The following is a 24,228-nucleotide window of genomic DNA, read 5'->3' as shown; positions in this document are numbered from 1 at the left end:
ACTGGGCCGGGCGGTCACGGGCGGCGAATCTCCGTCACTTCAAGCCCCGACTCACCGTCCACTTGCTTGAGCGTCACCATCAACCGGCCCCGCTCGCCTTCCACCGCGTACATCACCCGCCTGTAGCCCGGCGAGTTGTACCCCGGATACGCCACCACCTGCTTGACCTGCGTCATGCCCAGCACCGTGCCGACCTGCGCGGCGACTTGCTCCTGGGCACGGATAAATGCCTCAAGCGTGAGGTTTTCCGGGGCTGATTCTTCGTGATTGCTGAAGAGATAAGCAGCCACGCACCCTACGGTCACCAGGACCAGCAGTTGCTTGACCGTTACCCCGAAAACTGTCGAGGGGAGAGACATATGAGACCAGACCTGTTTTTGTTGTATGTGCCGGTAACCGGCATTGGTCGTTGATGATCAGACTCGCCATTCTAGTGAGGTCCTGGCTGAACGCCAGCGATGTACACGACCCACACCGTCTTTTTTGCGCACGACGGCATGCACCATTGAATCCCCACGGCGCTGCACATAGACTCCGGCCATGCGTTTACGTCATATCGAAGTGATTCAGGCCATCCTGCAGACCGGACACCTCGGCACCGCCGCCGAATGGTTGCAACTTCCTGTGGGCGATGTAGACGCGGCCCTCAAGGAGGCCGAGCGGCAATTGGGCTTCATGCTGTTTGCCAGTGTGCGCGGGCGTTTGCAGGCGACACGGGAAACCCTGGAGTTGCAGGCAGAAATCGCCCATGTGTACGAAGCCCTGGAACCGGTGCAACGCCTGGCCAGCCGCTTGAAACACCATCACGCCCCCACCCTGCGCGCCTTGTGCACGCCGCCCCTGGCCAATCAACTGCTGCCCCAGAGCATCGCGCTGCTGCGCCGGCGCTTCCAGGACACGCCGTGCAACCTGTCGAGCCAGCCAACCCGGGAAATCGTGCGCAGCCTGTTGCTGCACGAGGCCGAGGTGGGCCTGAGCCTGCATGACCCGGAACACCCACAAATCCACAGCACGGTGCTGGCCCAAGGCAAATTGCAATTGCTGGCGCCCCACGGCTGGCTCAAGCCCAAGCAGAAGTACATTGCGCTGCCGGACCTGGCCGGGCAAGCGATGATCGGGCTCGAAGGACACGACCCGCTCAGCCGCCTGCTGGACGCCAAGCTGCAAGCCTTGCGCCCGCTGCCGGTGGTGCAGACGCGGGTGCAGACCTACCAGATGATGCGCAGCATGGTGGAAGCCGGAGAAGGCCTGGCGATTGTCGACCCGTTCACCGCCTTTGGCGCACGCGAGGCGGGCCTGGATACATGCCCGGTGTCGCCGCCGATCCTGGTCAGCCTGTATGCGCTGACACTCAAGGATGGCGTGACCTCGCCTGCGCTGAATGCGTTACTGGAGATCGTCACGCAAAAGGCCCAGGGCCTGCTGGAAAGTTAACGCCGCTCGGCGTCGGTCTTGAACAACCGATACCAGAAAATCGCCACTTCACGGGTTTGCGGGTCGATGCCGCGATAGCGCAGGTGGTCGATCCCGCCCATCACGTAGCCGCAACGCTCATACAGTCGGCAGGCGCCCAGGTTGTTGTTCTGGGTTTCCAGCATCATGCCCGGCAGGTTTTTCTTGCGGCTCCAGAACTGCGCCACATCCAGCAGCGCCTTGGCCACCCCATGCCGCCGGGCAGGCAAGGCCACCGCCAGCTCGTCAACGTGGGCAAAGCCGTTCCAGTTGGTGCTGACCACGATATGCCCGACCGCACGATCATCCAGGTAGGCCATGAAGATCGCACTGTCCGGCGCATCGCGAAAACTGGCGAATTCTTCCGGGTCGATGCCATAGCACTTGCGGTACGGCACGATGCGCTCCACGGGCCATTGATCGACCCGCCTGTCCATCTCCGGCACGCCATAGGCACTGACCTCAAAGCTGAAATCATTGCCCCACACGTAGGCGTCGAAGCCCTCGTCGGCGACCCGCACACTGAGCCCTGGATACTTCGGGTTCATTACAGCTTGCATAAACATCCTTAACCCTTGATGCAATCGACGGTGTAACAACGACCACTGCCGTCGTCTTCGTGTTGTAACCCGTGAACATCGGCAACAAAACCGGGAAAACTGCTATCGAACGTCCGGGCAAACGCCAGGTAGTCAATGATCGACCGGGTCGACTCGGTAAAGCGCTCGCCCGGCATGATCAACGGAATGCCCGGTGGATAAGGCACCAGCATCACGGCTGCAATGCGTCCTGGCAAGGCATCAATGGACACGGCCTCTACCTCTCCCCTTACCAATTGGTCGTAGGCGTCGGCGGGTTTCATCGCGATTTCCGGCAACACCGTGTACATGCGCTTGAGGTGCCTGGCGGTGGCGTTGCTGCGGTAGCAGCTGTGCAATTGGTCGCACAAGTCGCGCAAACCCAAGCCTTGATAACGCGCCGGGCCCTGGGCAAACACCGATGGCAAACAACTGGCGAGGCTGACATTCCCGTCGTAACTGCGCTTGAACTCCAGCAACTCGGTGAGCAAGGTACTCCATTTGCCCTTGGTAATGCCCATGGAAAACAACACGAGGAACGAATACAGCCCGGTCTTTTCCACCACCAGCCCACGCTCCCAGAGGAATTTGCTGACCACCGCGGCGGGAATCCCGCAATCGCTCAAGGCACCGCCGGCGGTGAGACCGGGCATGACCAGGGTCACTTTGATCGGGTCCAGCAGCACGTAGTCTTCGACCACGTCACCAAAGCCGTGCCAGTCATCCTGCGGCTGCAACAGCCAATCCGCGGTGGCGACGCGGTCGATGCCCGCCACCGACGGCGGCTGCCAGATGGAGAACCACCAATCTTCGGCGGCAATATGCTGGCGCAGGTTGGCCAGGGCCCGGCGAAAACTCAGGGCCTCGTCGAACATTTCCTGCAGCAGCGAGCGCCCGGCCGGGCCTTCCATCATCGCCGAGGCGACGTCCAGGGAGGCGATGATGCTGTACTGCGGCGACGTGGAGATGTGCATCATGAAGGCTTCATTGAAACGGTCGCGGTCCAGTTGGCGCGCGCCGCCATCCTGCACATGGATCATCGAGGCCTGGCTGAACGCCGCCAGCAACTTGTGGGTGGAGTGGGTGGTGAACACCAGCGGGCTGTCCGGGGTACGGGAGGTGCCCATGCCGTAGCGCCCGGCAAAGAACTCGTGGAACGCCGCGTAGGCGTACCAGGCTTCATCGAAGTGCAGCACCTCGACACTGTTGCCCAATTGCTGCTTGATCAGCTCGGCGTTGTAGCACAGCCCGTCGTAGGTGGAGTTGGTGACCACGGCCAGCTTCACCTTGGGGGGCCGGCCGCGGGTCAAGGGGCTGGCGTCGATCTTGGCGCGGATCGATTCCGGGCTGAACTCGCTCAGGGGAATCGGACCGATGATGCCCAGTTCGTTGCGCTCCGGGCACAGGTACAGCGGGATGGCACCGGTCATGATGATGGAATGCAACACCGACTTGTGGCAGTTGCGGTCCACCAGCACCAGGTCATCGCGCCCGACCATGGAGTGCCAGACGATCTTGTTGGCGGTGGACGTGCCGTTGATCACGAAAAAGGTATGGTCGGCGCCGAAGTTGCGCGCGGCGCGGGCTTCGGCTTCGGCCAGGGGCCCGGTGTGATCCAGCAGCGAGCCCAGTTCGGGCACCGAGACCGACAAGTCCGAGCGCAGGGTGTTCTCCCCGAAGAACTGATGAAACGCCTGCCCCACCGGACTTTTGCGATAGGCCACGCCACCGCCGTGTCCGGGGGTGTGCCAGGAATAGTTGGAGTCGGCGGTGTGTTGCACCAGCGCCTTGAAAAAGGGCGGCAACAGGCCATCCAGGTAAGTGCGGGCAGCACGGGCCACCTGGCGGGCGAGAAACGGTACGGTGTCTTCGAACAGGTAGAGAATGCCGCGCAACTGGTTGAGTTCGCTCATGGCATCGGCCGGGGCGTTTTCCAGGGTGACCTGCTCGCCCAGGGCAAAGATCGGCAGGTTCGGCGCTCGCAGGCGCGCCAGGCGGATCAGCTCGACCATGTTTTGCAGCAGGTGGGTATTCTCACCGGCGCCTTCGGCCGCGATCAGCATGCACGCCAGGCCGTGATGGGTCGACGCCACCAGCCGGCCTTCGGCGTAGTCCACGGCGGAAAAGATACTGAAGCCCTCTTGTTCCAACTCCCGGGCGATGCCCCGAACCCGGTCACCGGCAACGGTGTCGGCCTTGATGTCGCGGTGCACGATAAGCACGGGGAACTTCAGGTCTTTGTACATGAGGGCGTGTAGTCCTGAGGGCTATGCACTCAAGGGTAGAAGCTCGGGGACGATGACGCGAATGAAGATTCTGAAAGCAATGGAGGTCAACCCTGGGAGGGGGCTTGCTCCCGATGACGGTATGCCAGCTCATATTTGATTGGCTGATACACCGCCATCAGGGTGTAGCCCCCTCCCACATTTTGATCATACCTACGCAGGGCTATTGTTGTGTTAGCTGGGTCCACAACGCCGGCGCACCCGCCGACTTGGCAATCGCCTCCAACCGCGCCGCATGCTCGGCCAGATCCTGCTCGCTGGCGCGAATGATGGTGGTGGGCTTGCGATCGGCCGGCAGGCGGCGGATTTCCGAAGGGCGGTTGCCCGAACCTTCCGCCGAGCCACTGCCGTCGGAGGCGTTGCCGGCCAGGGACAGGCTGGTCTGCCCGCCGGTCATGGTCAGGTAAACGTCGGCGAGAATCTCGGAGTCGAGCAAGGCACCGTGGAGTTCACGGCCGGAGTTGTCGACGCCATAACGCTTGCACAAGGCATCGAGGCTGTTGCGCTGGCCCGGGTGACGCTCACGGGCCATCATCAGGGTGTCGAGGATCGAGCAGTGCCGGGAAATGTCCGCGCGATCCATCTGCCCCATCAGGGCAAACTCGTTATTGATGAAGCCGACGTCGAACGCCGCGTTATGGATGATCAACTGGGCGCCGTTGATGAATTCGAAGAACTCATCGGCCACTTCGGCGAAACGCGGCTTGCCCTTGAGGAACTCGTCGGTGATGCCGTGGACGCCGATGGCGCCTTCGTCACTGTCGCGGTCCGGTTGCAGGTAGACGTGGAAGTGACGACCGGTGAGGCGCCGACCCATGAGTTCGACACAGCCGATTTCAATGATCCGGTGGCCGTCGGTCACCGGCATGCCGGTGGTTTCGGTATCGAGTACAACAGATCGGATCGCCATCAGGGTTCAGCTCTCAACGGTGTGGTGTGCAGTGTGGTGTGAGTCAAGGAGCGCGATGTTAACACGTCAGCCAGCATCAGCTCTGCTTGTAGCCCCGCACTTCGTCCACACCTCTATTGGCAAGCTGGTCGGCGCGCTCGTTACCCGGATGGCCGATGTGCCCGCGCACCCATTTCCAGGTGATGTCATGGCGGTTGCATTGCTCATCGAGCAATTGCCACAGGTCGGCATTCTTGACCGGCTCCTTGGCCGCGGTCTTCCAGCCGCGCTTCTTCCAGTTGACCATCCACTCGTTGATGCCTTTCATCACGTATTGCGAGTCGGTGACCAGCAGCACGTTGCAGCGGCGCTTGAGTTCTTCCAGGCCGCGAATGGCGCCCATCAGCTCCATGCGGTTGTTGGTGGTGTTGGCTTCGCCGCCCCACAACTCCTTCTCTACGCCCTTGCACACCAGCAAGGCGCCCCAGCCGCCGGGGCCGGGGTTGCCCTTGCAGGCGCCATCGGTGAAGAGTTCTACGCTATCGGTCATCGGTTACATCCATCAAAACGGGCAGGTCTGAAATCAAAAAAGTTCTACGGTTCGCTTTGCTTGCGGTTGACCTTGGCCATCGGCATCGGCACCAGTTTGCCCATGGGCTGGCGCAACACCTGGCGCACCGGCCGCAGCCCGACCACGATCTTGCGCGCCACCAATAAATAGAAGCCGCCACCCGACAGTTGCCAGGCCCCTGCGCGGCGTTCCCAACCGGCCAGGCGACCTTGCCACTTGGCCGAGGCAAGCGGCGGACGATAGCACCCGAAGCGGCGTTTCTCCAGCGCGAAGCCCAGCAGGTTGAGCCAGTCCCCGACCCGTGATGGCGAGATGCAGCGCGCCTGGCGCAGGCCATCATGGGCGAACACATGGCGCAGGCCCCAACTGCTCCAAGGGTTGATGCCGATAATCAGCAAATGACCACCAGGGCGCACGCTGCTCGCCGCTTCACGTAGCAGACCGTGGGGCGACAGGCAAAAATCCAGGCCATGCTGCAACACCACCACATCGGCGGCGTGCTCGCTCAATGGCCAGGCCTGTTCTTCGCAGACAATCTCCACCCCCGGCAACGGCGCGCCCAGGCGCACATTGCGTTGCACCTGGGGCGCCGCGGGCGGGGTCTGGGCCGACGGGCCGTAATGCACCAGGTAGCCGCCAAAGAAACGGCCCAGCTCGTCTTCGAGCATGCGCCGTTCTTCATCCAGCAGAAATTGCCCGATGGGCCCGGACAGCCATTCACGGGCTGCGCCGATCAGGGCCAGCCACTCAGGATCGGCCTGGGCGAACGCTTTATCAGTCATTGCATTCTCCAACTCGCCTAGACGTTCTAAGATGCACCAATGTGTTCAGCTTGGCGAATCGAAGAATGATACAGATCAGTGCCCTGCCCGCCTTCACCGATAACTACATCTGGTTGCTGCAGGACCCGCAGACCCAACGTTGTGCCGTGGTCGATCCCGGCGATGCCGCGCCGGTACTGGCCTGGCTCGAGCAAAACCCGACGTGGACCCTCAGCGACATCCTGATTACCCACCATCACCACGATCATGTCGGTGGTGTCGAGCAACTCAAGCGGGTGACCGACGCCAAGGTGTACGGCCCGGCCAACGAGACGATCCCGGCGCGGGACATCGCCCTGCAGGATAACGACCGCATCAGCGTGCTGGGCCGGGATTTCGATGTCTATGCCGTGCCCGGCCACACCCTAGGCCATATCGCCTTCTACCACCAGGGCGTGCTGTTCTGTGGCGACACCCTGTTCGCCGCCGGTTGTGGCCGCCTGTTCGAAGGCACGCCGGAACAGATGCACACCTCCCTCGAGCGCCTGGCCGCCCTGCCCGCCGATACCCTGGTGTACTGCACCCACGAATACACACAAAGTAACCTCAAGTTTGCCCAGGCGGTGGAACCGCAGAATGCCGACATCTCCGAACGGGTGGAAAACGTCCGGCAGCTGCGGGCCCGCGGCGAGATGACGCTGCCTTCCAACCTGGCCCTGGAAAAGCGTACCAACCCCTTCCTGCGTACCTCTGAAACATCCGTTAAACAAAAAGCGGACGAACGGAATGGTCGTGACAACCGCTCTGGGGCCGAGGTATTTGCTAGCTTGAGGGCGTGGAAAGATAAGTTCTAAAGGGATGCAATCTGATACGTAATTTCTGAATGGTTGACCGGAACCAAAGTGCTTTCTAGAATCGCCCGACATTTTTGCCCGGAACTTACTTCCAGCCAATGTCGTCATCTATTCGTAAAGCCAACCATTCAGACGCATTGACCCGCCTGGCTCAAGCTGTGGCGGTGGCTGTGTCCGCCACGCTGGCGGGCTGCCAATCGACAAATTTCGCCGCACAATCCACCGTGCAACCCAAGCCCAACCTTGCCGCCAAGATCAAACAGAAACCCGTCATCTGGCTTTCAGAGAAACCTGCTCCAGAAGTGCCCCAGGACGTGTGGGAACGCATGCGCCGGGGCTTTCAATTGCAGGACAACGTGGGCGTCAACCCGCGCATCGAGCAACAGCGCCTGTGGTTCGCCAGCAACCCGTCCTTCCTGGAGAACGCCGGTGAACGCGGCAGCCTCTACATTCATTACATCGTCGAACGCCTTGAAGAACGCAACATGCCCCTGGAGCTGGCGCTGCTGCCGGTGATCGAAAGTGCCTACAACCCGATGGCGTATTCGCGCAGCGATGCCGTCGGCCTGTGGCAGTTCATCCCCTCCACCGGGCGCTACTTCAACCTGCGCCAGACCCGCGCCTACGACGGCCGCCGCGACATCACAGCCTCCACCACCGCCGCCCTGGACTACCTGACCCGTCTGCACGACATGTTCAACGGCGACTGGCTGCTGGCCCTGGCCGCCTATAACGCCGGCGAAGGCACGGTGAGCCGGGCCATCGAGCGCAACGAGAAGCTCGGCCTGCCCACCGACTACTGGAACCTGCCCCTGCCCCAGGAAACCAAGGACTATGTGCCCAAGTTCCTGGCGCTGTCCCAGGTGGTGCTGGCCCCCGAGGCCTATGGCGTCAACCTGAACCCGATTGCCAATACGCCGTACTTCGAGGTGGTCGAGGTCAAGCAAAGCATGGACCTGTCGCGGGTTGCCGCGCTGGCCGAGATCGATGAAGACGAACTGTTCCAGCTCAACCCGGCGCTCAAGCAACGCACCACCCTGGATGGCCCGCAGCACCTGCTGGTGCCGAGTTCCAAGGCACAATTGCTCACCAGCACCCTTTCGACGATGAAGCCGGAAGAATTGCTGGCGATGCGCCCGAAAAAGCAGGTGTTCGACGAAGTCGAGACCGCCCGGGTGGCCGGCCGCACCCGCAGCTACAAGGTGCGCAGTGGCGACAACCTCACGCTGATCGCCAAGGCGAACAAGGTCGATGTACATGACCTGCAGCGCTGGAACAAACTCAACGGCCAGGCCCTCAAGGTCGGCCAGACCCTGGTGATGCAGGACACCCGCAAGCTGGTGGCCAAGGCCGACAGCAAGAAGCCGGTGCAGTACAAGGTCAAGAAAGGCGACTCGCTGTACATCGTCGCCAAGCGCTTCAACGTCGAGATGCAACATCTCAAGCGTTGGAACCCCCGTACTGGCCAGGCGCTGAAGCCGGGGCAGATGCTGGTGGTTTCCGGGCCGCGCTAAGGTTTCAAGAACCCCGGAGAACCAATGTGGGAGGGGGCTTGCTCCCACATTGGTTCTACATCATCCCGACTGGCTTTTTCCATCCGGAACAAGCTGTTACTGTACCGATCATAAAGCCCAAGCCGCCTGGATCGGATCCCTGACTTGAAGCGTCCCCTCCTTCTACTAATAAGTCTGGCCTTGAGCTTTGGTGCGAACGCGACAATAACCGAGAGCCACGGTTACACGCAGTTCGGCACGCTCAAGTACCCGGCCAAATTCACCCACTTCGATTGGGTAAACCCTGCAGCGCCGAAAGGCGGGACCTTGCGGGTCATGGCATTTGGCACCTTCGATACCCTCAACCCCTACACGTTCAAGGGTTCAAGCCCGGTTTCCACCCCCAACTTCCTGCAATACGGCGTCAATGAGCTGAATGAGCCGTTGATGGTCGGCACCGGTCAGTACGCGCCGTCCGGCGACGAGCCCACCTCCAGCTACGGGCTGATTGCCCAGTCGGTGGAATACAGCGAGGACCGCAGCTGGGTCGTATTCAACCTGCGTCCGCAGGCGCGCTTCCACGATGGCAAGCCGATCACGGCCTATGACGTGGCATTTTCCTATCGTACCCTGCTGACCGAAGGCCACCCCCAATACCGCACCAACCTGCAGGAAGTGGCGCGGGTGGACATCCTCAACCCTCACCGCATCCGCTTTGTGTTCAAGCGTGCCGGCAACCCATTGCTGATCCTGCGCCTGGGCGAATTGCCGGTATTGCCTCAGCACTATTGGAAAAACCGCGACTTCAAGGCGACCACCTTCGAACCGCCCCTGGGCAGCGGGCCGTACCGCATCAGCAAGATCACCCCTGGACGCCAGCTGGTGTTCGAACGGGTCAAGGATTACTGGGGCAAGGACTTGCCGGTCAACCAGGGCTTCTATAACTACGACAAGGTCGAGGTGGAGTTCTACCGCGACAGCGATGTGGCCTTCGAAGCGTTCAAGGCCGGCGAGTTCGACATTTATATCGAGCACCAGGCCAAGAACTGGGCCAATGGCTACAACTTCCCGGCGGTGAACCGTGGCGAAGTGATCAAGGCGCAGATCGCCCACCAGATCCCGACCCAAAGCCAGGGCCTGTTCATGAACACCCGGCGCCCGACCTTCAGCCAGACCAAGGTGCGCGAAGCCCTGGGGTTGATGTTCGACTTCGAGTGGACCAACCGCACCCTGTTCAGCAGCGCCTACAAACGCACGCTCAGCTATTACCCCAACAGCGAATTCGCCGCTACCGGGGTGCCAACCGGCCATGAATGGCTGATGCTCTCCCCCTACCGCGACCAGCTGCCGCCCAACCTGTTTACCCAAGCCTTCAGCCTGCCCCAGACCGACGGGCGCGGCATCCCCCGCGAAACCCTGCGCCGCGCCCTGGCGCTGCTGGGCGAAGCCGGGTGGAAGTTGTCGGGCCAACGCCTGCTCAACAAGGACGGGCAACCTCTGCGCTTCGAGATCCTGCTGGTCAACCCGAACCTGGAGCGCATCCTCCAGCCCTATGTCGAGAACCTGATCAGCATCGGCATCGACGCACGCCTGCGCACCGTCGACCGCGCCCAGTACAAGCAACGCCTGGATCAATTCGATTTCGACATGATCCTGATCACCCTCAACCAGACCTTGAGCCCCGGCCTCGAACAGTGGCAGTACTTCCACTCCAGCCAGGCTGCGATCAAGGGCAGCAAGAACTATGCGGGCATCACCAACCCCGTTGTCGATCACCTGCTGGAACAACTGCTGGCGGCGCAGACCCGCGAAGAACAACTGGCCGCCGGCCGCGCCCTGGACCGGGTGCTGCTGTGGCAGCACTACAGCATTCCCAACTGGTACCTCAACTATCATCGCCTGGCGTACCGCAACCGGTTCGCCTTTGTCACCACGCCGCCCTACAGCCTGGGCCTGAGCGCGTGGTGGCTGAAAGCTTCGGAGAAAGCCCAATGATGTATTTGCGCAACGTACTGCTCGGCAGCCTGTTGCTGTGCACCACGGCCCACGCCGCCCCGCAACACGCACTGACGCTGTACAACGAGCCGCCGAAATACCCCGCCGACTTCAAGCACTTCGACTACGTCAACCCGGACGCGCCCAAGGGCGGTACCTTCCGCGAGTCGAGCATGGGCGGCTTTGACAGCCTCAACCCGTTTATCAGCAAGGGCGTGCCGGCCGACAACGTCAGCCTGATCTACGACACCCTGGCCATGCAGAGCCTGGACGAACCGATCACCGAATACGGCCTGGTCGCCGGCAAGATCGAAAAAGCCCCGGACAACAGCTGGGTGCGTTTCTACCTGCGCCCCGAAGCGCGGTTCCACGACGGCCACCCGATCCGCGCCGAAGACGTGGTGTTCACCTTCCAGGAACTGATGAAGGAAGGCTCGCCGATCTACCGCACCTACTACGCCGATGTGGATGAAGTGGTCGCCGAAGACCCACTGCGGGTGCTGTTCAAGTTCAAGCGCACCAACAACCGCGAATTGCCGCTGATCCTCGGGCAACTGCCGGTGCTGCCCAAACATTGGTGGGCCACGCGGGACTTTGCCAAGGGCAACCTCGAGGTGCCCCTGGGCAGCGGGCCGTACAAGGTGGCCGAGGTCAAGGCCGGGCGCATGATCCGCTACGAGCGGGTCAAGGACTACTGGGCCAAGGACCTGCCGATCACCAAGGGTTTCTACAATTTCGACAACCGCATCACCGACTACTACCGCGACAGCACCGTGTCCCTGGAAGCGTTGAAGGCCGGGCAGTTCGACTACTGGCTGGAATTCAGCGCCAAGAACTGGGCCAATGCCTACAACATTCCGGCCGTGACCGAGGGCCGGTTGATCAAGGAAGAAATCCCCAACGGCAATCCCACCGGCATGCAGGGTTTTGTGTTCAATACGCGCAAGCCGATGTTCCAGGATGTGCGTGTGCGCAAGGCCATCAGCCTGTTGCTGGACTTCGAGTGGAGCAACAAACAGCTGTTCAACGGCGCCTACACTCGCACCCGCAGCTACTTCGAAAACTCCGAAATGGCCGCCACCGGCCTGCCCGGCCCGGATGAGCTGAAAATCCTCGAACCCCTGCGCGACAAGATCCCCGCCGAAGTCTTCACCCAGGCCTTCGAGCCGGCCAAAACCGACGGCAGCGGCATGATCCGCACCCAGCAACGCGAGGCCTACCAACTGCTGCAGGAGGCCGGCTGGCGCATCGTCGACGACAAGATGGTCGACACCACGGGCAAACCCGTGACCATCGAGTTCCTGCTGGCCCAGACCGAGTTCGAGCGCATCCTGCTGCCGTTCAAACGCAACCTGGCGGACCTGGGCATCGACCTGGTGATCCGCCGGGTGGACGTTTCGCAGTTCGTCAACCGTGTGCGTTCCCGGGACTTCGACATGATGGTGGGCAGCTTCCCGCAATCCACCTCACCGGGTAACGAACAACGGGAATTCTGGAAGTCCTCCAGTGCCGACAAACCCGGCAGCCGCAACTACATGGGCCTCAAGGATCCGGCGGTCGACCAGTTGGTGGAAGAACTGATCGACGCCGACTCGCGCAACAGCCTGATCGCCCATGCCAAGGCCCTGGACCGTGTGCTGCAGTTCGGTTACTACGTGATCCCCAATTGGCACATCAAGACCTTCCGCGTGGCGTACTGGGACCACCTCGGCCATCCGAAAACCCCGCCACGCTATGACGTGGGCACCGCCACCTGGTGGGCAAAGCCCAACGTAAAACCTGCCGTCCCCCTGGAAACGGCTACCGACACGAGCGCCGATGCGGCGAGCGGAGGCGATTAAATGCTGGCCTATATTGTTCGCCGCCTGTTGCTGATCATCCCGACGTTGTTCGGGATCCTGCTGATCAACTTCATCATCATCCAGGCCGCCCCCGGGGGGCCGGTGGAGCAGATGATCGCCAAGCTCGAGGGCTTTGAAGGCGCCACCAGCCGCATTGCCGGCGGCGGCGCCGAAGTCTCGGTGGCCGGTTCCAGCAGCTACCGTGGCGCCCAGGGCCTGGACCCGGCGTTGATCAAGGAAATCGAAAAGATGTACGGCTTCGACAAGTCGGCGCCGGAACGCTTGTGGATCATGGTCAAGAACTACGCCCGGCTGGATTTCGGCGACAGCTTCTTCCGTGACGCCAAGGTGATCGACCTGATCAAGGAAAAGATGCCGGTGTCCATCTCCCTGGGGTTATGGAGCACGCTGATCATGTACCTGGTGTCGATCCCGCTGGGGATCGCCAAAGCCACGCGACATGGCAGCCACTTCGATGTGTGGACCAGCTCGGCAATCATCGTCGGCTATGCGATCCCGGCGTTCCTGTTTGCGATCCTGCTGATCGTGGTGTTTGCCGGCGGCAGCTATTTCGACTGGTTCCCCTTGCGTGGGCTGACGTCCAACAACTTCGATGAGTTGAGCTGGGGCGGCAAGGTGCTCGACTACTTCTGGCACCTGGCGCTGCCCATCACCGCGCTGGTGATCGGCAACTTCGCGACCATGACCCTGCTGACCAAGAACAGCTTTCTCGACGAGATCAACAAGCAATACGTGATCACCGCCAAGGCCAAGGGCCTGACCAACCACCGGGTGCTCTACGGCCATGTGTTCCGTAACGCGATGCTGCTGGTGATCGCCGGCTTCCCGTCGGCGTTCATCGGGATTTTCTTCACCGGCTCGTTGCTGGTGGAAGTGATCTTCTCCCTCGACGGCCTGGGCCTGATGAGCTTTGAAGCGGCGATCAACCGCGACTACCCGGTGGTGTTCGGCACGCTGTTTATCTTCACCCTGTTGGGGCTGGTGGTGAAACTGATCGGCGACCTCACCTACACCCTGGTCGATCCGCGTATCGACTTCGCCAGCCGGGAGCATTGAGATGAACCTGTCCCCCCTCAATCGCCGCCGGTTCGAGCGGTTCAAGGCCAACAAGCGTGGCTGGTGGTCGCTGTGGCTGTTCCTGATCCTGTTCGGGCTGAGCCTGGGCGCGGAGCTGATCGCCAACGACAAGCCACTGGCGGTGCACTACGACGGCGACTGGTATTTCCCGGCGCTCAAGCGCTACCCGGAAACCACCTTCGGCGGCGAATTCCCCCTGGAAGCCAACTACAAGAGCCCGTATATCCAGGAACTGCTCAAGGCCAAGGACGCCTGGACCCTGTGGGCGCCGATCCCGTTCAGCTACCAGAGCATCAACTACGACCTGAAGGTACCGGCCCCGGCGCCGCCTTCGCGCGTCAACCTGCTGGGTACCGATGACCAGGGCCGCGATGTGCTCGCGCGGGTGATCTATGGCTTCCGTGTGTCGGTGCTGTTTGCCCTGACGTTGACGGTGCTCAGTTCGATCATCGGCGTGATCGCCGGCGCCTTGCAGGGCTTCTATGGCGGCTGGGTCGACCTGGCCGGGCAGCGTTTCCTGGAAATCTGGTCGGGCTTGCCGGTGCTGTACCTGCTGATCATCCTCGCCAGCTTCGTGCAGCCGAACTTCTGGTGGCTGCTGGGGATCATGCTGCTGTTTTCCTGGATGAGCCTGGTGGACGTGGTGCGCGCCGAGTTCCTGCGCGGGCGTAACCTCGAATACGTGCGCGCGGCGCGGGCACTGGGGATGCAGAACGGCGCGATCATGTTCCGCCATATCCTGCCCAATGCCATGGTCTCGACCATGACCTTCATGCCGTTCATCCTCACCGGCGCCATTGGCACCCTGACCGCCCTGGACTTCCTCGGCTTTGGCCTGCCGGCCGGTTCGCCGTCCCTGGGCGAACTGGTGGCCCAGGGCAAATCCAACCTGCAGGCACCGTGGCTGGGCATGAGCGCGTTTGCCGTGCTGGCGATCATGCTGAGTTTGCTGGTGTTTATCGGCGAGTCCGCTCGCGATGCCTTCGACCCGAGGAAATGAGATGAATCAGGACAATCTGATCGAAATCCGCGACCTCTCCGTCGAGTTCGTCACGGGCGAGCATCACCACCGTGTGGTCAACAACGTCAGCTTCGATATCAAGCGCGGCGAAACCCTGGCCCTGGTCGGCGAAAGCGGCTCAGGCAAATCGGTGACCGCCCACTCGATCCTGCGCCTGCTGCCCTACCCGCTGGCCCGGCATCCGTCCGGCACCATCACCTATTCCGGCCAGGACCTGCTGACCCTCAAGGAAAAGACCCTGCGGCATATTCGCGGCAACCGCATCGCGATGATCTTCCAGGAGCCGATGACGTCGTTGAACCCGCTGCACTGCATCGAGAAGCAGATCAATGAAGTGCTCGGGCTGCACAAGGGCCTGACCGGCAAGGTCGCGACCCGGCGCACCCTGGAACTGCTGGAACTGGTGGGCATCCCCGAGCCGTACAAACGGCTCAAGGCCCTGCCCCACGAACTGTCGGGCGGCCAGCGCCAGCGGGTGATGATCGCGATGGCCCTGGCCAATGAGCCGGAGTTGTTGATCGCGGATGAGCCGACCACCGCCCTCGACGTCACCGTGCAGCTGAAGATCCTGGAACTGCTCAAGGAGTTGCAGGCGCGTTTGGGCATGGCCTTGCTGTTGATCAGCCACGACCTGAACCTGGTGCGACGCATTGCTCACCGCGTGTGCGTGATGCAGCAGGGCTGCATCGTCGAGCAGGCCGAGTGCGAGACGCTGTTCCAGTCGCCCCGACACCCTTACACCCAGGAACTGCTGGCGGCGGAACCCAGCGGTGGCCCGGCCAGCAACGAAGTCGGCCCGCCGTTGCTGGAAGTCGATGACCTGAAAGTCTGGTTCCCGATCAAGAAGGGCTTCCTGCGCAACACCGTCGATTACGTCAAGGCGGTGGACGGGATCAACTTCAGCCTGCCCCAGGGCCAGACCCTGGGCATCGTCGGCGAAAGCGGCTCGGGCAAATCCACCCTGGGCCTGGCGATTTTGCGCTTGATTGCCAGCAAGGGCGGGATTCGTTTCGAAGGCCAGCAGCTGGACACGCTGACCCAGCAACAGGTGCGCCCGTTGCGCCGGGAAATGCAGGTGGTGTTCCAGGACCCGTTCGGCAGCCTGAGCCCACGCATGTGCGTCAGCGAGATCGTCGGCGAAGGCCTGCGCATTCACAGGATGGGCACTCCGGCCGAGCAGGAAGCGGCGATTATCGCGGCGCTCAAGGAGGTGGGCCTGGACCCTGAGTCCCGTCATCGCTACCCCCATGAGTTCTCCGGCGGCCAACGCCAACGCATCGCCATCGCCCGCGCACTGGTGCTCAAGCCGCGCCTGATCCTGCTGGACGAACCGACCTCGGCGCTGGATCGCACCGTGCAACGGCAAGTGGTGGAATTGCTGCGCAGCCTGCAGGCCAAGTACAACCTGACCTACCTGTTTATCAGCCATGACCTGGCGGTGGTGAAGGCGCTCAGTCACCAACTGATGGTGGTCAAGCAGGGGCAGGTGGTGGAGCAAGGCGATGCGCGAGCGATTTTCGCTGATCCGCAGCATGGGTATACGCGTCAACTGCTGGAAGCGGCCTTTCTGGTGCCCTGCCCGGAGCGCCTCTGAGCGATGAGCACGCCCACCTCTTGCGTGGGCATGCCTCGCCATTGGATCACCGTGGCCGCCTACTCGACCTACAGCAACTCGGGATGACGCAGGCTATCAAGCGCAGGTAAAAAACCTCGACCATGAAGCTCCGCTCAAGAGCGTTTTCTTGGGCAACCTTGAAACGGAACTTCATTCATGTACGAATTTGCCCCGCTGATTGCCGCTGCGGCGACCGAGCCACTGCCTGCCAGCCCCGTCTTGTTTGCCACCCAGGATGATCTGAAGCTGATCAACAGCCTGGTTGCACTGCTGTCACCCGCCGTACCGCACAATTGGACTCTGCTGGGGCCTCCCCCGTTGATCGCGGTCGACCGCAATTCCAGGCTTGGCCAATGGATGGTGCTGTTCGGCAAGGCTATCAACCAGAGCGTGTTCCTGGCATGGGCCGACGCGCAGCACTTGGAGTATCGAAGCATCAAGGTCATGGGAGGCTCCCTGCACGCCAATGTCATTCACGAGGACCAACTGACTTCCAGGGCCTTTCATCTTCATGACGACCCAGGCTGGCTGGAAGTGTCCGCGCCGATCCTGGGCATCTCCGAGATCATTGATCCCAACCAACTGGGCGTGCCCTATATCGACTTGCCAAACGGCCACAGTACGTTTGAATTGCCACTCGAGTTGACGCTGGCGTTCTACGGCTACACGTTGCCCAAAAACCAGATCCAGGCACGGATGATTGTCGATGAGCTGCAGGCCTACCATGCCTTTCCAACGATGGGTGACAATGGCCACGCGCAGTCGGCGACACGCCATGAAATGCACGCCCAGCACCTGGATTTGCTGCAACTGGCCGATAACCTCGAGCAATGCATGGCCAGCGCGGCAGCCGCGGATGAACCCCATGACAGCTATCTCGCTTACCGCCACCGCCTCACGCTGAGGTCTGACTCTTTCGTAGCCCACACCTTGAAAGAGGCCGCGCAATTACTGCAGAGCGTGATCAATTCGATCGAGTTCACGCAAACGTTCCCGACTGCGTTGGGCCCCGATGAATACTTTATTTATTCCGGCGAGGATCATTCCCTGCGTGCCTCATCCGCAGAACTCCAGGGGATCAGCATCAGCCTGCGTACACACCTGGGTGGTGCGCCAGTGGCGGGTCGGCTGATTCGCCTGGCGCAATATGCATCGTTGCTGGGAGAACAGGTAGCCTCCAATAACAGCCTGAGCCTGGCAGAGCTCATGCACTTCTACGCCATCGAGGTCCCCCTCCAGGCCAGCGATGTGCACGCCCTGATCACGCGCCTGCGCCAGTCATCCGTGCCTGGGCAGCCGTACTGCAGTGAAGCGGCCCAGGATGCGCAATGGCTCAAGCGCAAACAAAACAGCCTGAGCGCCCTGAACAACTTTAATCGCCTGCAGACAGAGTTGGAGCGCGTCAGCGCTGGCAAACAACCCGATGAAAAGGTTGAGCTCGACGATACGGTCGAGCTGGACACTGACTCGATGTTCTACCAGTTGCTGGAGGAGAGCGCCGAAAAACTGCTGATGATGATCAAGCACAGATCATTTGTCGCCATTTGCGTGAAACGCGGTATCGACGACGAAAAGGCGCTGGTACTGCTGACTGAAGAGGGGTATGTAGGCGCGGACGACAGGGACGGCATGCGCAGAAGCCTCACGGACGATATCGTCTCCAGTCCAGCGCTCAAGCGCTATCTCACGCCCTTGCAGGAGCTGGCCAAACACTTGGGTGGCGAGCTGCGCAGTGATATGAAGGCCACCCTCAAGCAGTTGATGAAGTTCCTGCGCATGACCGAAGTGAAGACAGCGGACCAGGCCCAACAGGCAGCGCACTACCTGAGGGCCGTCAGGGCTGCTACACCACGGCTGGGCAACTACTGGCAGGGCCTGGGCCAGCCGCAGCCGTCATTGCTGACCTTATCCAGCGCACAACGCCGACAGGTATACGAAGCGCAACAGGCGTTTGCACAGGCGCAGGGAGCGCCCCTGTTCAAGTGGCTCGGCGAACCTTGTTGGGCGGGCAAGAGCGCCCCCAGGATCCGCGCCGAAGCGGACATGCTGCTGAACCAGATGGTGCAGAGCTCGCGCAGCCAGCTATTGGTCGAGCGCCTGAACACCCTCGTCATCTGGTCCGATGCCGCACTGCACGGTACAACGCCACAACAGCGTCGACAAACACTGCTGCTCAGCGCACTGATTCTGAGCCTGGACGAACAGGCCGGCACACAACGCAACCTGGTCGGCGGGCTGGCCATCGACACCGATTACTACTGGGGTGACAACTGCGCACTGGTGCGCAGCAATCTGGAAGCCCTCCTGCGCCAGACCCTTCTGGAGGGTGCCCCATTGGCCGCGCATTTGCTGCTCAGTGGCAGCGCGCCACAATTGCTGGTGCGCAACATCCCCGAAACCCTGCCTTACCTGTGTAACCAGAACTGGGTCGTGTTCAAGCAGTTCGTTGATTTCATCGAGTTGAAAACCCCTGGCGCCAGCCGGTACATGACACTTGAGAACATCATGACTCTGGTCCATAACCCTGCCACGACGCTCAACCGGGAATTCTGGGCGCTGCCTCCTACGGTCGATCCCGTCCTCGACTGGGCGCGTGCCAATGGCGTGGTGGATACGACGGACACGGACCTGCCCTTTAAAGGCGAGCTCGCCGTGCGCACCTATGAGAAACAGAAGCGCACACTCAACGATGCCTTCGGATCGCTGCACACTCCCTATCCGGATCAGAAGGAGGCGGCATTGAGGTACCTGCGTGAGGTCTATCCGGATAACGCTCACCTGGACAAAACCGTGTTCATGCCGGCGCCCTTCCTTCCGCCCGGTATTCGCTATCCGCAAGTCAGCACCCAGGATATTTCCTTTTCCCTGGCCGAACTGTATCTGGCCGGTGAGTTAAAGCACATGGAACGCTGGAGGGCGATTCAGCCACAGGTACGTGTCAACAGGTTTTCGCCACCCTTGAGAACGCTCAAGGACCACAACGCCGATGAAAACTTCCATGCCGCGCTCGAATCCCTACGTGAGAGCTATGTCGTGTACATTGCCTACCTGCTGTCCTGCCTGCCGCTGCCCAGGCGCGTCAGCCTGGAGCAGGGAAACATCGAGCTGTACCTGCTGCGCAAACCATCTCCCTCTGCGCGGGACACGATGATCACCGCACATTTTGGATGCCTGTTGCGTGTTCGCTACCAGCGGGATCGCTACCTGCTGCAACTGCTTCCCAGGCAGATGCTGGTCACGCAGCTGGCCAACCCGCCATCCGGCCTGCTGAATGACCCGGTCGCCCCAGGCCCTGTTCAGTTGCAGATCGATTGGAGCGCTTATCTCAACGGTTCCGAACCCGTGGCGGACGCCAGTTCGCAGGTCCTGCTCCATCCCCTGGACACCACCCTCATAACGGATACCCAGGGTGACCCCGCCCCCATACCGAAGTCCTGGCAATCGGCACGACTCGAAGCGATTGCCAGGATGGTCGTTGACCAATGCCTGCTCAGTAACCACCGGGATCTGAGCGAGTCCACGCAGAACCTCAACAATGTGGAAAAGGTCCTGATGATCAACAAACGCCGAAACGAGCGTTTGCACAATCTCAAACCCTATTAAGTCATCGGCTACCCAAACGCCAGGGTCTGTGCAACGATCCGTTTCTGATCTTGACTGCCCTGGAGTCGCGCCCATGACACCGCCCGCCCCTTTCCCCGCCGCACCGCGCTTCTGGCGCGACGAGCGCCTGCCGTTCATCGAAGCGCGCACCATCGCCGACGGGCGCAAGGTCACTTACACCCGTCACGCCCATGAGCATTTCTCCATCGGCGCAATCACCACCGGGCGCAGCTATTACCATTACGGCACCGATACATTCCAGATCAGCGCCGGCACCGTGGTGTTGATGAACCCCGGCGATGTGCATGCCTGCAACCCTATCCACGACCAGCCCTGGTCCTATCATATGCTGTACCTCGACACGCCCTGGCTGACCGAGCTGCAGTACCAATTGGGCTTCAGCACCGACCAGGGTTATCGCCCGTTCAATACGCCGCATACCCGTGACCCGCTGCTGTACAGCGGCTTGCTGGCGTTGTACCGGATGCTGGTGAACGAGCAGGCCGAATTGCTGCAAAAACAGAGTGCGCTGGTGAGTTACTTCAGCGAAGTCCAGCAGCGCCTGAACCCTTCACCCACACCGATGCGCGAGGTCAACCACAAGCTGGAGCGGGCCGCCGAGTACATCCGTGCGCACTGCACCGAGGCGTTGAAACTCGAAGACATCTGCCTGGCGGCCGAACTGTCGCCGTCGTACCTGATCCGCGCCTTCAAGCAGTACTACGGGCTGACGCCCCACGCGTTCCTGGTCAACCAGCGCATCCAGTTTGCCCGCACCCAGCTGCGCAAGGGCGAGTTGATCGCCGACGTGGCGCTCGCCGCGGGCTTTGCCGACCAGGCGCACTTCCAGCGCACCTTCAAACAGCATTTCGCCGCCACCCCGGGGCAATACCGCGAGGTGCTCAAGCCATCAGCAAATAACCCACACTGGCCACCAGCAACGCGGCCATCGAGCGGTTGAACAGGCGCACGCCTTGGGGATTGTCCAGGTAACGGCGCAGAAAAGTCCCGGCATAGGCCCAGCACGCCACCGACAGGTAGCAGATCACCAGGTAGAGACTGGCAAACAGCCAGACTTGCCGCCCATCCCCGTCGGCCACAAACAGGCCCATGCCCGCCACACAGGCCAGCCAGGCCTTGGGGTTGAGCCATTGCATGATCGCGCCGTAGAGCATGGATGGCGCCGTCGCGCTGCCCTCCGCGTCGAGCTCGCCGTTATCCACCGCCAGTTTCCAGGCCATGTACAGCAGGAACGCGACCCCGCCCCACTGGATCAACTGGGTCAGGATGGGCCAGCGCACCAGCACCTCGTGCAGCCCCAGGCCGATCAGCACCAACAGCAAGGTAAAGCCAACGGCAGCGCCGAACACATGCTTCTGGCTGGCGACAAAACCGAAGCGCGCGCCTGAACTCAGGGCGACCACGTTGACCGGTCCCGGCGTGATGGACGTGGCCAGGGCGAAGGCGGCCATGGAAATGATCAAACTCATTGCGGTTCCCTTTTTATGATGAGGCGTAAACAGGGTTCCACGGTATAAGGCCGGGTCAAATAGGTATTGAACAAAATCACCCTGGGACGTGGATCACACAGTCTTCGACGTCACACCCCCGTCCATCCTCAGCCAGGATCTCGACCTAGTGCAGTGGCTTGGGCAAAGGTGTGTGGATGCCGGCGTTCAACGCTGCGTGGGGATGCGGATGTCGCCATCACGGCATTGGGTTTTCACACTGCGCGGGCAACCGGCGAAGGCCAGGTCCTTGGTCAGGCACACACGCACTTCCGACAACTCCTTGCCTTTGCAGATCACCGCCAGCCCATGGTTGCCCATGCGCGGGTTGCTTTCGCGAAACAGCGCCTCGATCTCGCGGGCCGATAACGACGGTGGCGTGTTGAACGGTTGCAGTTGCGCAGGGATGGCAACCACGCCCAGCGCCGCATCGGTTTTCTCCAGGTACGCCAAGGGTTCCAGCCCGCTGCAGGTGCCGTGCTTGGCCCATTCGTGGGTGAGCAGCGAGCGCGTCGGGAACAGCGCCGCGCCCTTGTCCATCTCTTCGCGGCTCAAGCGCGATTGCGGCGCGCAGGTCGCCGGCCACCCTCCCCGCGCGTATTGCGGCCACAAGCCGTGCAGCACAAAGCCGTAGCCCTTGCCCGAACACTGCTCGTTGTCCGGGTGCGTCAGGCAGAAGGTCGGCGACCATGACAGCGACAATACATAAAAATCAAATTCCCCAGGCGTCCCTTGGCTACGCGGGGCCGCCATCGCCGTGGTGGCAAGTGCCAGCCACAGGACCATCCAGTATTTCATTCCGCTATTCCTTGGAAAATCATCCCGGCAGATTGGGGTTACGTTGCAGAACCTTGTCCAGGATCCGATCGGTCTTCAACGCCTCGATGGCCAGCGAAGGATGCTCGGCTTCGCCGCGAATATGCGCGTTCATGGCCACTACGTGGTGCCATTGGATATGCGGGTGGCATGGCACTTCCAGCACCTCGTTGGTCTCGCCCTCCAGGTGGAGCGGCTGGTCTTCGAAGACCGAGAACTGGATGCGCCCACGGCTGCCGATCAACTCGACCCGGTCCTCACGGCGGTCGGCGACGAAGTTCCAGCAGCCCATGCCCAGCGCGCCCGAACTGAAGGTCCAGCAGGCCGTCACGGCATCCTCGGCGGCATAGTGCCCGGCCTGTCGTGCGGTAAAGCCCGCGACCTCGACAATATCCCCGGCCAGGTACTGGAACAGGTCGAAACCGTGGCTGGCCAGGTCGGCAAAGTAGCCACCACCGGCAATGGCCGGGTCGGTGCGCCAGTTGGCGGCGCTGGCATCCTCGGCGGCCGGGGGGTTGCACAGGGTCCAGGTCAGCTGGCGTAACGTGCCGATGCGCCCGTCCTGCAGCCACGCGCGCACCTGCTGGAAGCGTGGCAGCGAGCGCCGGTAGTAGGAAACAAACAGGTGCAGCCCGGCACGCTCGAAGGTGCGCTGCATCAGCGCGCTCTGTTCGGCATTCAGCGCCATCGGCTTCTCGACACAGCAATGCTTGCCGGCCGCCGCCACCATCAGGCTGTATTCCAGGTGGCTGTCGGGCGGCGTGGCGATGTACACCGCGTCCACTTCGGGGTCGTTGATCAGTGCCTGGGCGTCGGTGTAGTAACGGGCAATCCCATGGCGCGATGCATAATCGCGCACGGCCTCCTCGCGCCGCCCCATCACGGCCACCAGCGCCGAACCTGGCGCTTTGTAGAAAGCGGGTCCACTCTTCAACTCAGTGACACTGCCACACCCGATCATGCCCCAACGTACGCTGCTCATCTGTTTTCCTCGCCCGTTTTCATCAATCGGGCAAGTATCCACATCCCCACCGCGGCGCGCCATAACCACTTAGCATGACAATTGCATTACACTTTTATGACACTCATCCCGCTGCGGGGGCACAGACGATGAAAATACGCGCAACGGTCATTTGCGAACACGAGGGGCATATCCTCTTCGTGCGCAAGGCCAGGTCAAAATGGGCCTTGCCGGGCGGCAAGGTGGAACGGGACGAGCGCCCGGTCGGTGCGGCCGAACGGGAGCTGGAAGAAGAAACCGGATTGAACGTGGACGGGCTGCTGTACTTGCAGGAGCTTAAAGCCCGCGACACCGTGCACCATGTGTTTGAAGCCTCGGTAGTGAATATCGCGGATGCACGGCCGCTGAACGAAATCGTCGACTGCCAGTGGCACGCCTATAGCGCCGTGGACGAACTGGACACCACCGACGCCACGCGGCACATCGTCAAATCCTTTCTGCGTCGCCTGTAATTCAGCACGCTGCCCGCGATGGCGCAATTCTAGCTTGACCCCGCCATTCGCTTAGGATTTGACGAACGTGGCAGCTTCGTCACGCCGCTGAAAGCAAAACTCAGTAAGAGATCTGAGACGGAGCGTTTGCCGCTGCGGATTCTGCTTCCGGGCGTTTCACTCGTATGTGCTCAGCCATGCCGTCCGTTTGCGCGCCTCCGAAATCTGCAATCGCGTCTAAAGAATTGGACTGTGCAACAGGTGACTGCGAGCCAGCTAATTTAGAGATATCGGTCATCGTTCCTACCTTCTTACTCTACCCAACGGAATGTGGGGTTTCTTTGAGCGCTATCTCTGTGGCTTGTCAGAATATCCAGTTCCATGAAAGGGCTCTTG

20 protein-coding genes are annotated in these 24,228 nt (G+C 61.4%); 11 read left to right on the top strand and 9 right to left on the bottom strand.

The features are described 5' to 3' along the window. Window positions 1–14 precede the first annotated feature (14 nt). Complete coding sequence (locus J3D60_RS02950) at window positions 15–359, bottom strand: hypothetical protein (protein WP_253489554.1); 345 nt, start codon at window positions 357–359, stop codon at window positions 15–17. 181 nt (window positions 360–540) lie between these two features. Between J3D60_RS02950 and J3D60_RS02945 the strand changes: the two genes are divergently transcribed. Continuing rightward, window positions 541–1,434 (top strand): LysR substrate-binding domain-containing protein, encoded by an 894-nt coding sequence (locus J3D60_RS02945; RefSeq protein WP_065941206.1) that lies wholly within the window; start codon window positions 541–543, stop codon window positions 1,432–1,434. Here J3D60_RS02945 and J3D60_RS02940 read toward each other — a convergent pair. The 5 genes from J3D60_RS02940 to J3D60_RS02920 form a co-directional block, all read right to left on the bottom strand. Next, a complete protein-coding gene (locus tag J3D60_RS02940; protein WP_253493942.1) occupies window positions 1,431–2,000 on the bottom strand; it encodes a GNAT family N-acetyltransferase in 570 nt (189 codons plus the stop codon). The two genes, J3D60_RS02945 and J3D60_RS02940, sit on opposite strands and share 4 nt — an antisense overlap. Before the next feature lie 20 nt (window positions 2,001–2,020). Next, window positions 2,021–4,276: an Orn/Lys/Arg decarboxylase N-terminal domain-containing protein gene (locus tag J3D60_RS02935; protein ID WP_065941204.1), complete on the bottom strand. Its 2,256-nt coding sequence runs from the start codon at window positions 4,274–4,276 to the stop codon at window positions 2,021–2,023. Window positions 4,277–4,478: 202 nt separating this feature from the next. Further along, complete coding sequence (gene dnaQ, locus J3D60_RS02930) at window positions 4,479–5,219, bottom strand: DNA polymerase III subunit epsilon (protein ID WP_168166845.1); 741 nt, start codon at window positions 5,217–5,219, stop codon at window positions 4,479–4,481. A gap of 82 nt (window positions 5,220–5,301) precedes the next feature. Next, window positions 5,302–5,754 carry a ribonuclease HI gene (gene rnhA / locus J3D60_RS02925; protein WP_003173571.1) on the bottom strand — a complete coding sequence of 151 codons (453 nt, stop codon included), beginning with the start codon at window positions 5,752–5,754 and terminating at the stop codon, window positions 5,302–5,304. 44 nt (window positions 5,755–5,798) lie between these two features. Continuing rightward, window positions 5,799–6,557, bottom strand: a complete 759-nt coding sequence (locus J3D60_RS02920; protein WP_053134936.1) for a class I SAM-dependent methyltransferase — start codon at window positions 6,555–6,557, stop codon at window positions 5,799–5,801. 65 nt (window positions 6,558–6,622) lie between these two features. Between J3D60_RS02920 and gloB the strand changes: the two genes are divergently transcribed. From gloB to J3D60_RS02875, 9 genes are all read left to right on the top strand, one after another. Beyond that, the gene (gene gloB / locus J3D60_RS02915) at window positions 6,623–7,390 is read left to right on the top strand and encodes a hydroxyacylglutathione hydrolase (protein ID WP_253489551.1); all 768 of its coding nucleotides are present in this window, start codon (window positions 6,623–6,625) and stop codon (window positions 7,388–7,390) included. Window positions 7,391–7,488: 98 nt separating this feature from the next. Further along, window positions 7,489–8,904 (top strand): lytic transglycosylase domain-containing protein, encoded by a 1,416-nt coding sequence (locus tag J3D60_RS02910; RefSeq protein ID WP_027606497.1) that lies wholly within the window; start codon window positions 7,489–7,491, stop codon window positions 8,902–8,904. A 144-nt stretch (window positions 8,905–9,048) separates the two neighbouring features. Then, entirely contained in the window at window positions 9,049–10,878 is a 1,830-nt protein-coding gene (locus tag J3D60_RS02905) for an extracellular solute-binding protein (RefSeq protein ID WP_253489548.1), read from the top strand. After that, window positions 10,875–12,719: an extracellular solute-binding protein gene (locus tag J3D60_RS02900; RefSeq protein ID WP_065941199.1), complete on the top strand. Its 1,845-nt coding sequence runs from the start codon at window positions 10,875–10,877 to the stop codon at window positions 12,717–12,719. The genes J3D60_RS02905 and J3D60_RS02900 overlap by 4 nt, the downstream gene beginning before the upstream one ends. After that, entirely contained in the window at window positions 12,720–13,796 is a 1,077-nt protein-coding gene (locus J3D60_RS02895) for a microcin C ABC transporter permease YejB (RefSeq protein ID WP_027606500.1), read from the top strand. It begins immediately after the preceding gene. Window position 13,797: 1 nt separating this feature from the next. Next, window positions 13,798–14,817, top strand: a complete 1,020-nt coding sequence (locus J3D60_RS02890) for an ABC transporter permease (RefSeq protein ID WP_027606501.1) — start codon at window positions 13,798–13,800, stop codon at window positions 14,815–14,817. A gap of 1 nt (window position 14,818) precedes the next feature. Continuing rightward, entirely contained in the window at window positions 14,819–16,432 is a 1,614-nt protein-coding gene (locus J3D60_RS02885) for an ABC transporter ATP-binding protein (protein WP_253489545.1), read from the top strand. A 177-nt stretch (window positions 16,433–16,609) separates the two neighbouring features. Continuing rightward, window positions 16,610–20,056 (top strand): hypothetical protein, encoded by a 3,447-nt coding sequence (locus J3D60_RS02880; RefSeq protein WP_253489542.1) that lies wholly within the window; start codon window positions 16,610–16,612, stop codon window positions 20,054–20,056. A gap of 73 nt (window positions 20,057–20,129) precedes the next feature. Then, on the top strand, window positions 20,130–21,017 hold the full coding sequence (locus J3D60_RS02875; protein WP_253489539.1) for an AraC family transcriptional regulator: 888 nt from the start codon (window positions 20,130–20,132) through the stop codon (window positions 21,015–21,017). On the opposite strand, the gene J3D60_RS02870 is transcribed toward J3D60_RS02875, so the two are convergent. The 3 genes from J3D60_RS02870 to J3D60_RS02860 form a co-directional block, all read right to left on the bottom strand. Further along, window positions 20,959–21,546, bottom strand: a complete 588-nt coding sequence (locus J3D60_RS02870) for a LysE family translocator (RefSeq protein WP_253489536.1) — start codon at window positions 21,544–21,546, stop codon at window positions 20,959–20,961. The genes J3D60_RS02875 and J3D60_RS02870 overlap by 59 nt on opposite strands. A 186-nt stretch (window positions 21,547–21,732) precedes the next feature. Beyond that, complete coding sequence (locus J3D60_RS02865) at window positions 21,733–22,362, bottom strand: ribonuclease T2 (RefSeq protein ID WP_253489534.1); 630 nt, start codon at window positions 22,360–22,362, stop codon at window positions 21,733–21,735. A 19-nt stretch (window positions 22,363–22,381) separates the two neighbouring features. Then, entirely contained in the window at window positions 22,382–23,362 is a 981-nt protein-coding gene (locus J3D60_RS02860; RefSeq protein WP_253489533.1) for a Gfo/Idh/MocA family protein, read from the bottom strand. 128 nt (window positions 23,363–23,490) lie between these two features. Between J3D60_RS02860 and J3D60_RS02855 the strand changes: the two genes are divergently transcribed. Further along, window positions 23,491–23,853: an NUDIX hydrolase gene (locus J3D60_RS02855; RefSeq protein ID WP_065941192.1), complete on the top strand. Its 363-nt coding sequence runs from the start codon at window positions 23,491–23,493 to the stop codon at window positions 23,851–23,853. The last annotated feature ends 375 nt before the right edge of the window (window positions 23,854–24,228 follow it).

The sequence above is a fragment of the Pseudomonas sp. S3E17 genome, from assembly GCF_024168685.1.
GTDB classification, from domain to species: Bacteria; Pseudomonadota; Gammaproteobacteria; order Pseudomonadales; family Pseudomonadaceae; genus Aquipseudomonas; species Aquipseudomonas marginalis.
This window is presented reverse-complemented; position numbering and strand designations above follow the sequence as displayed.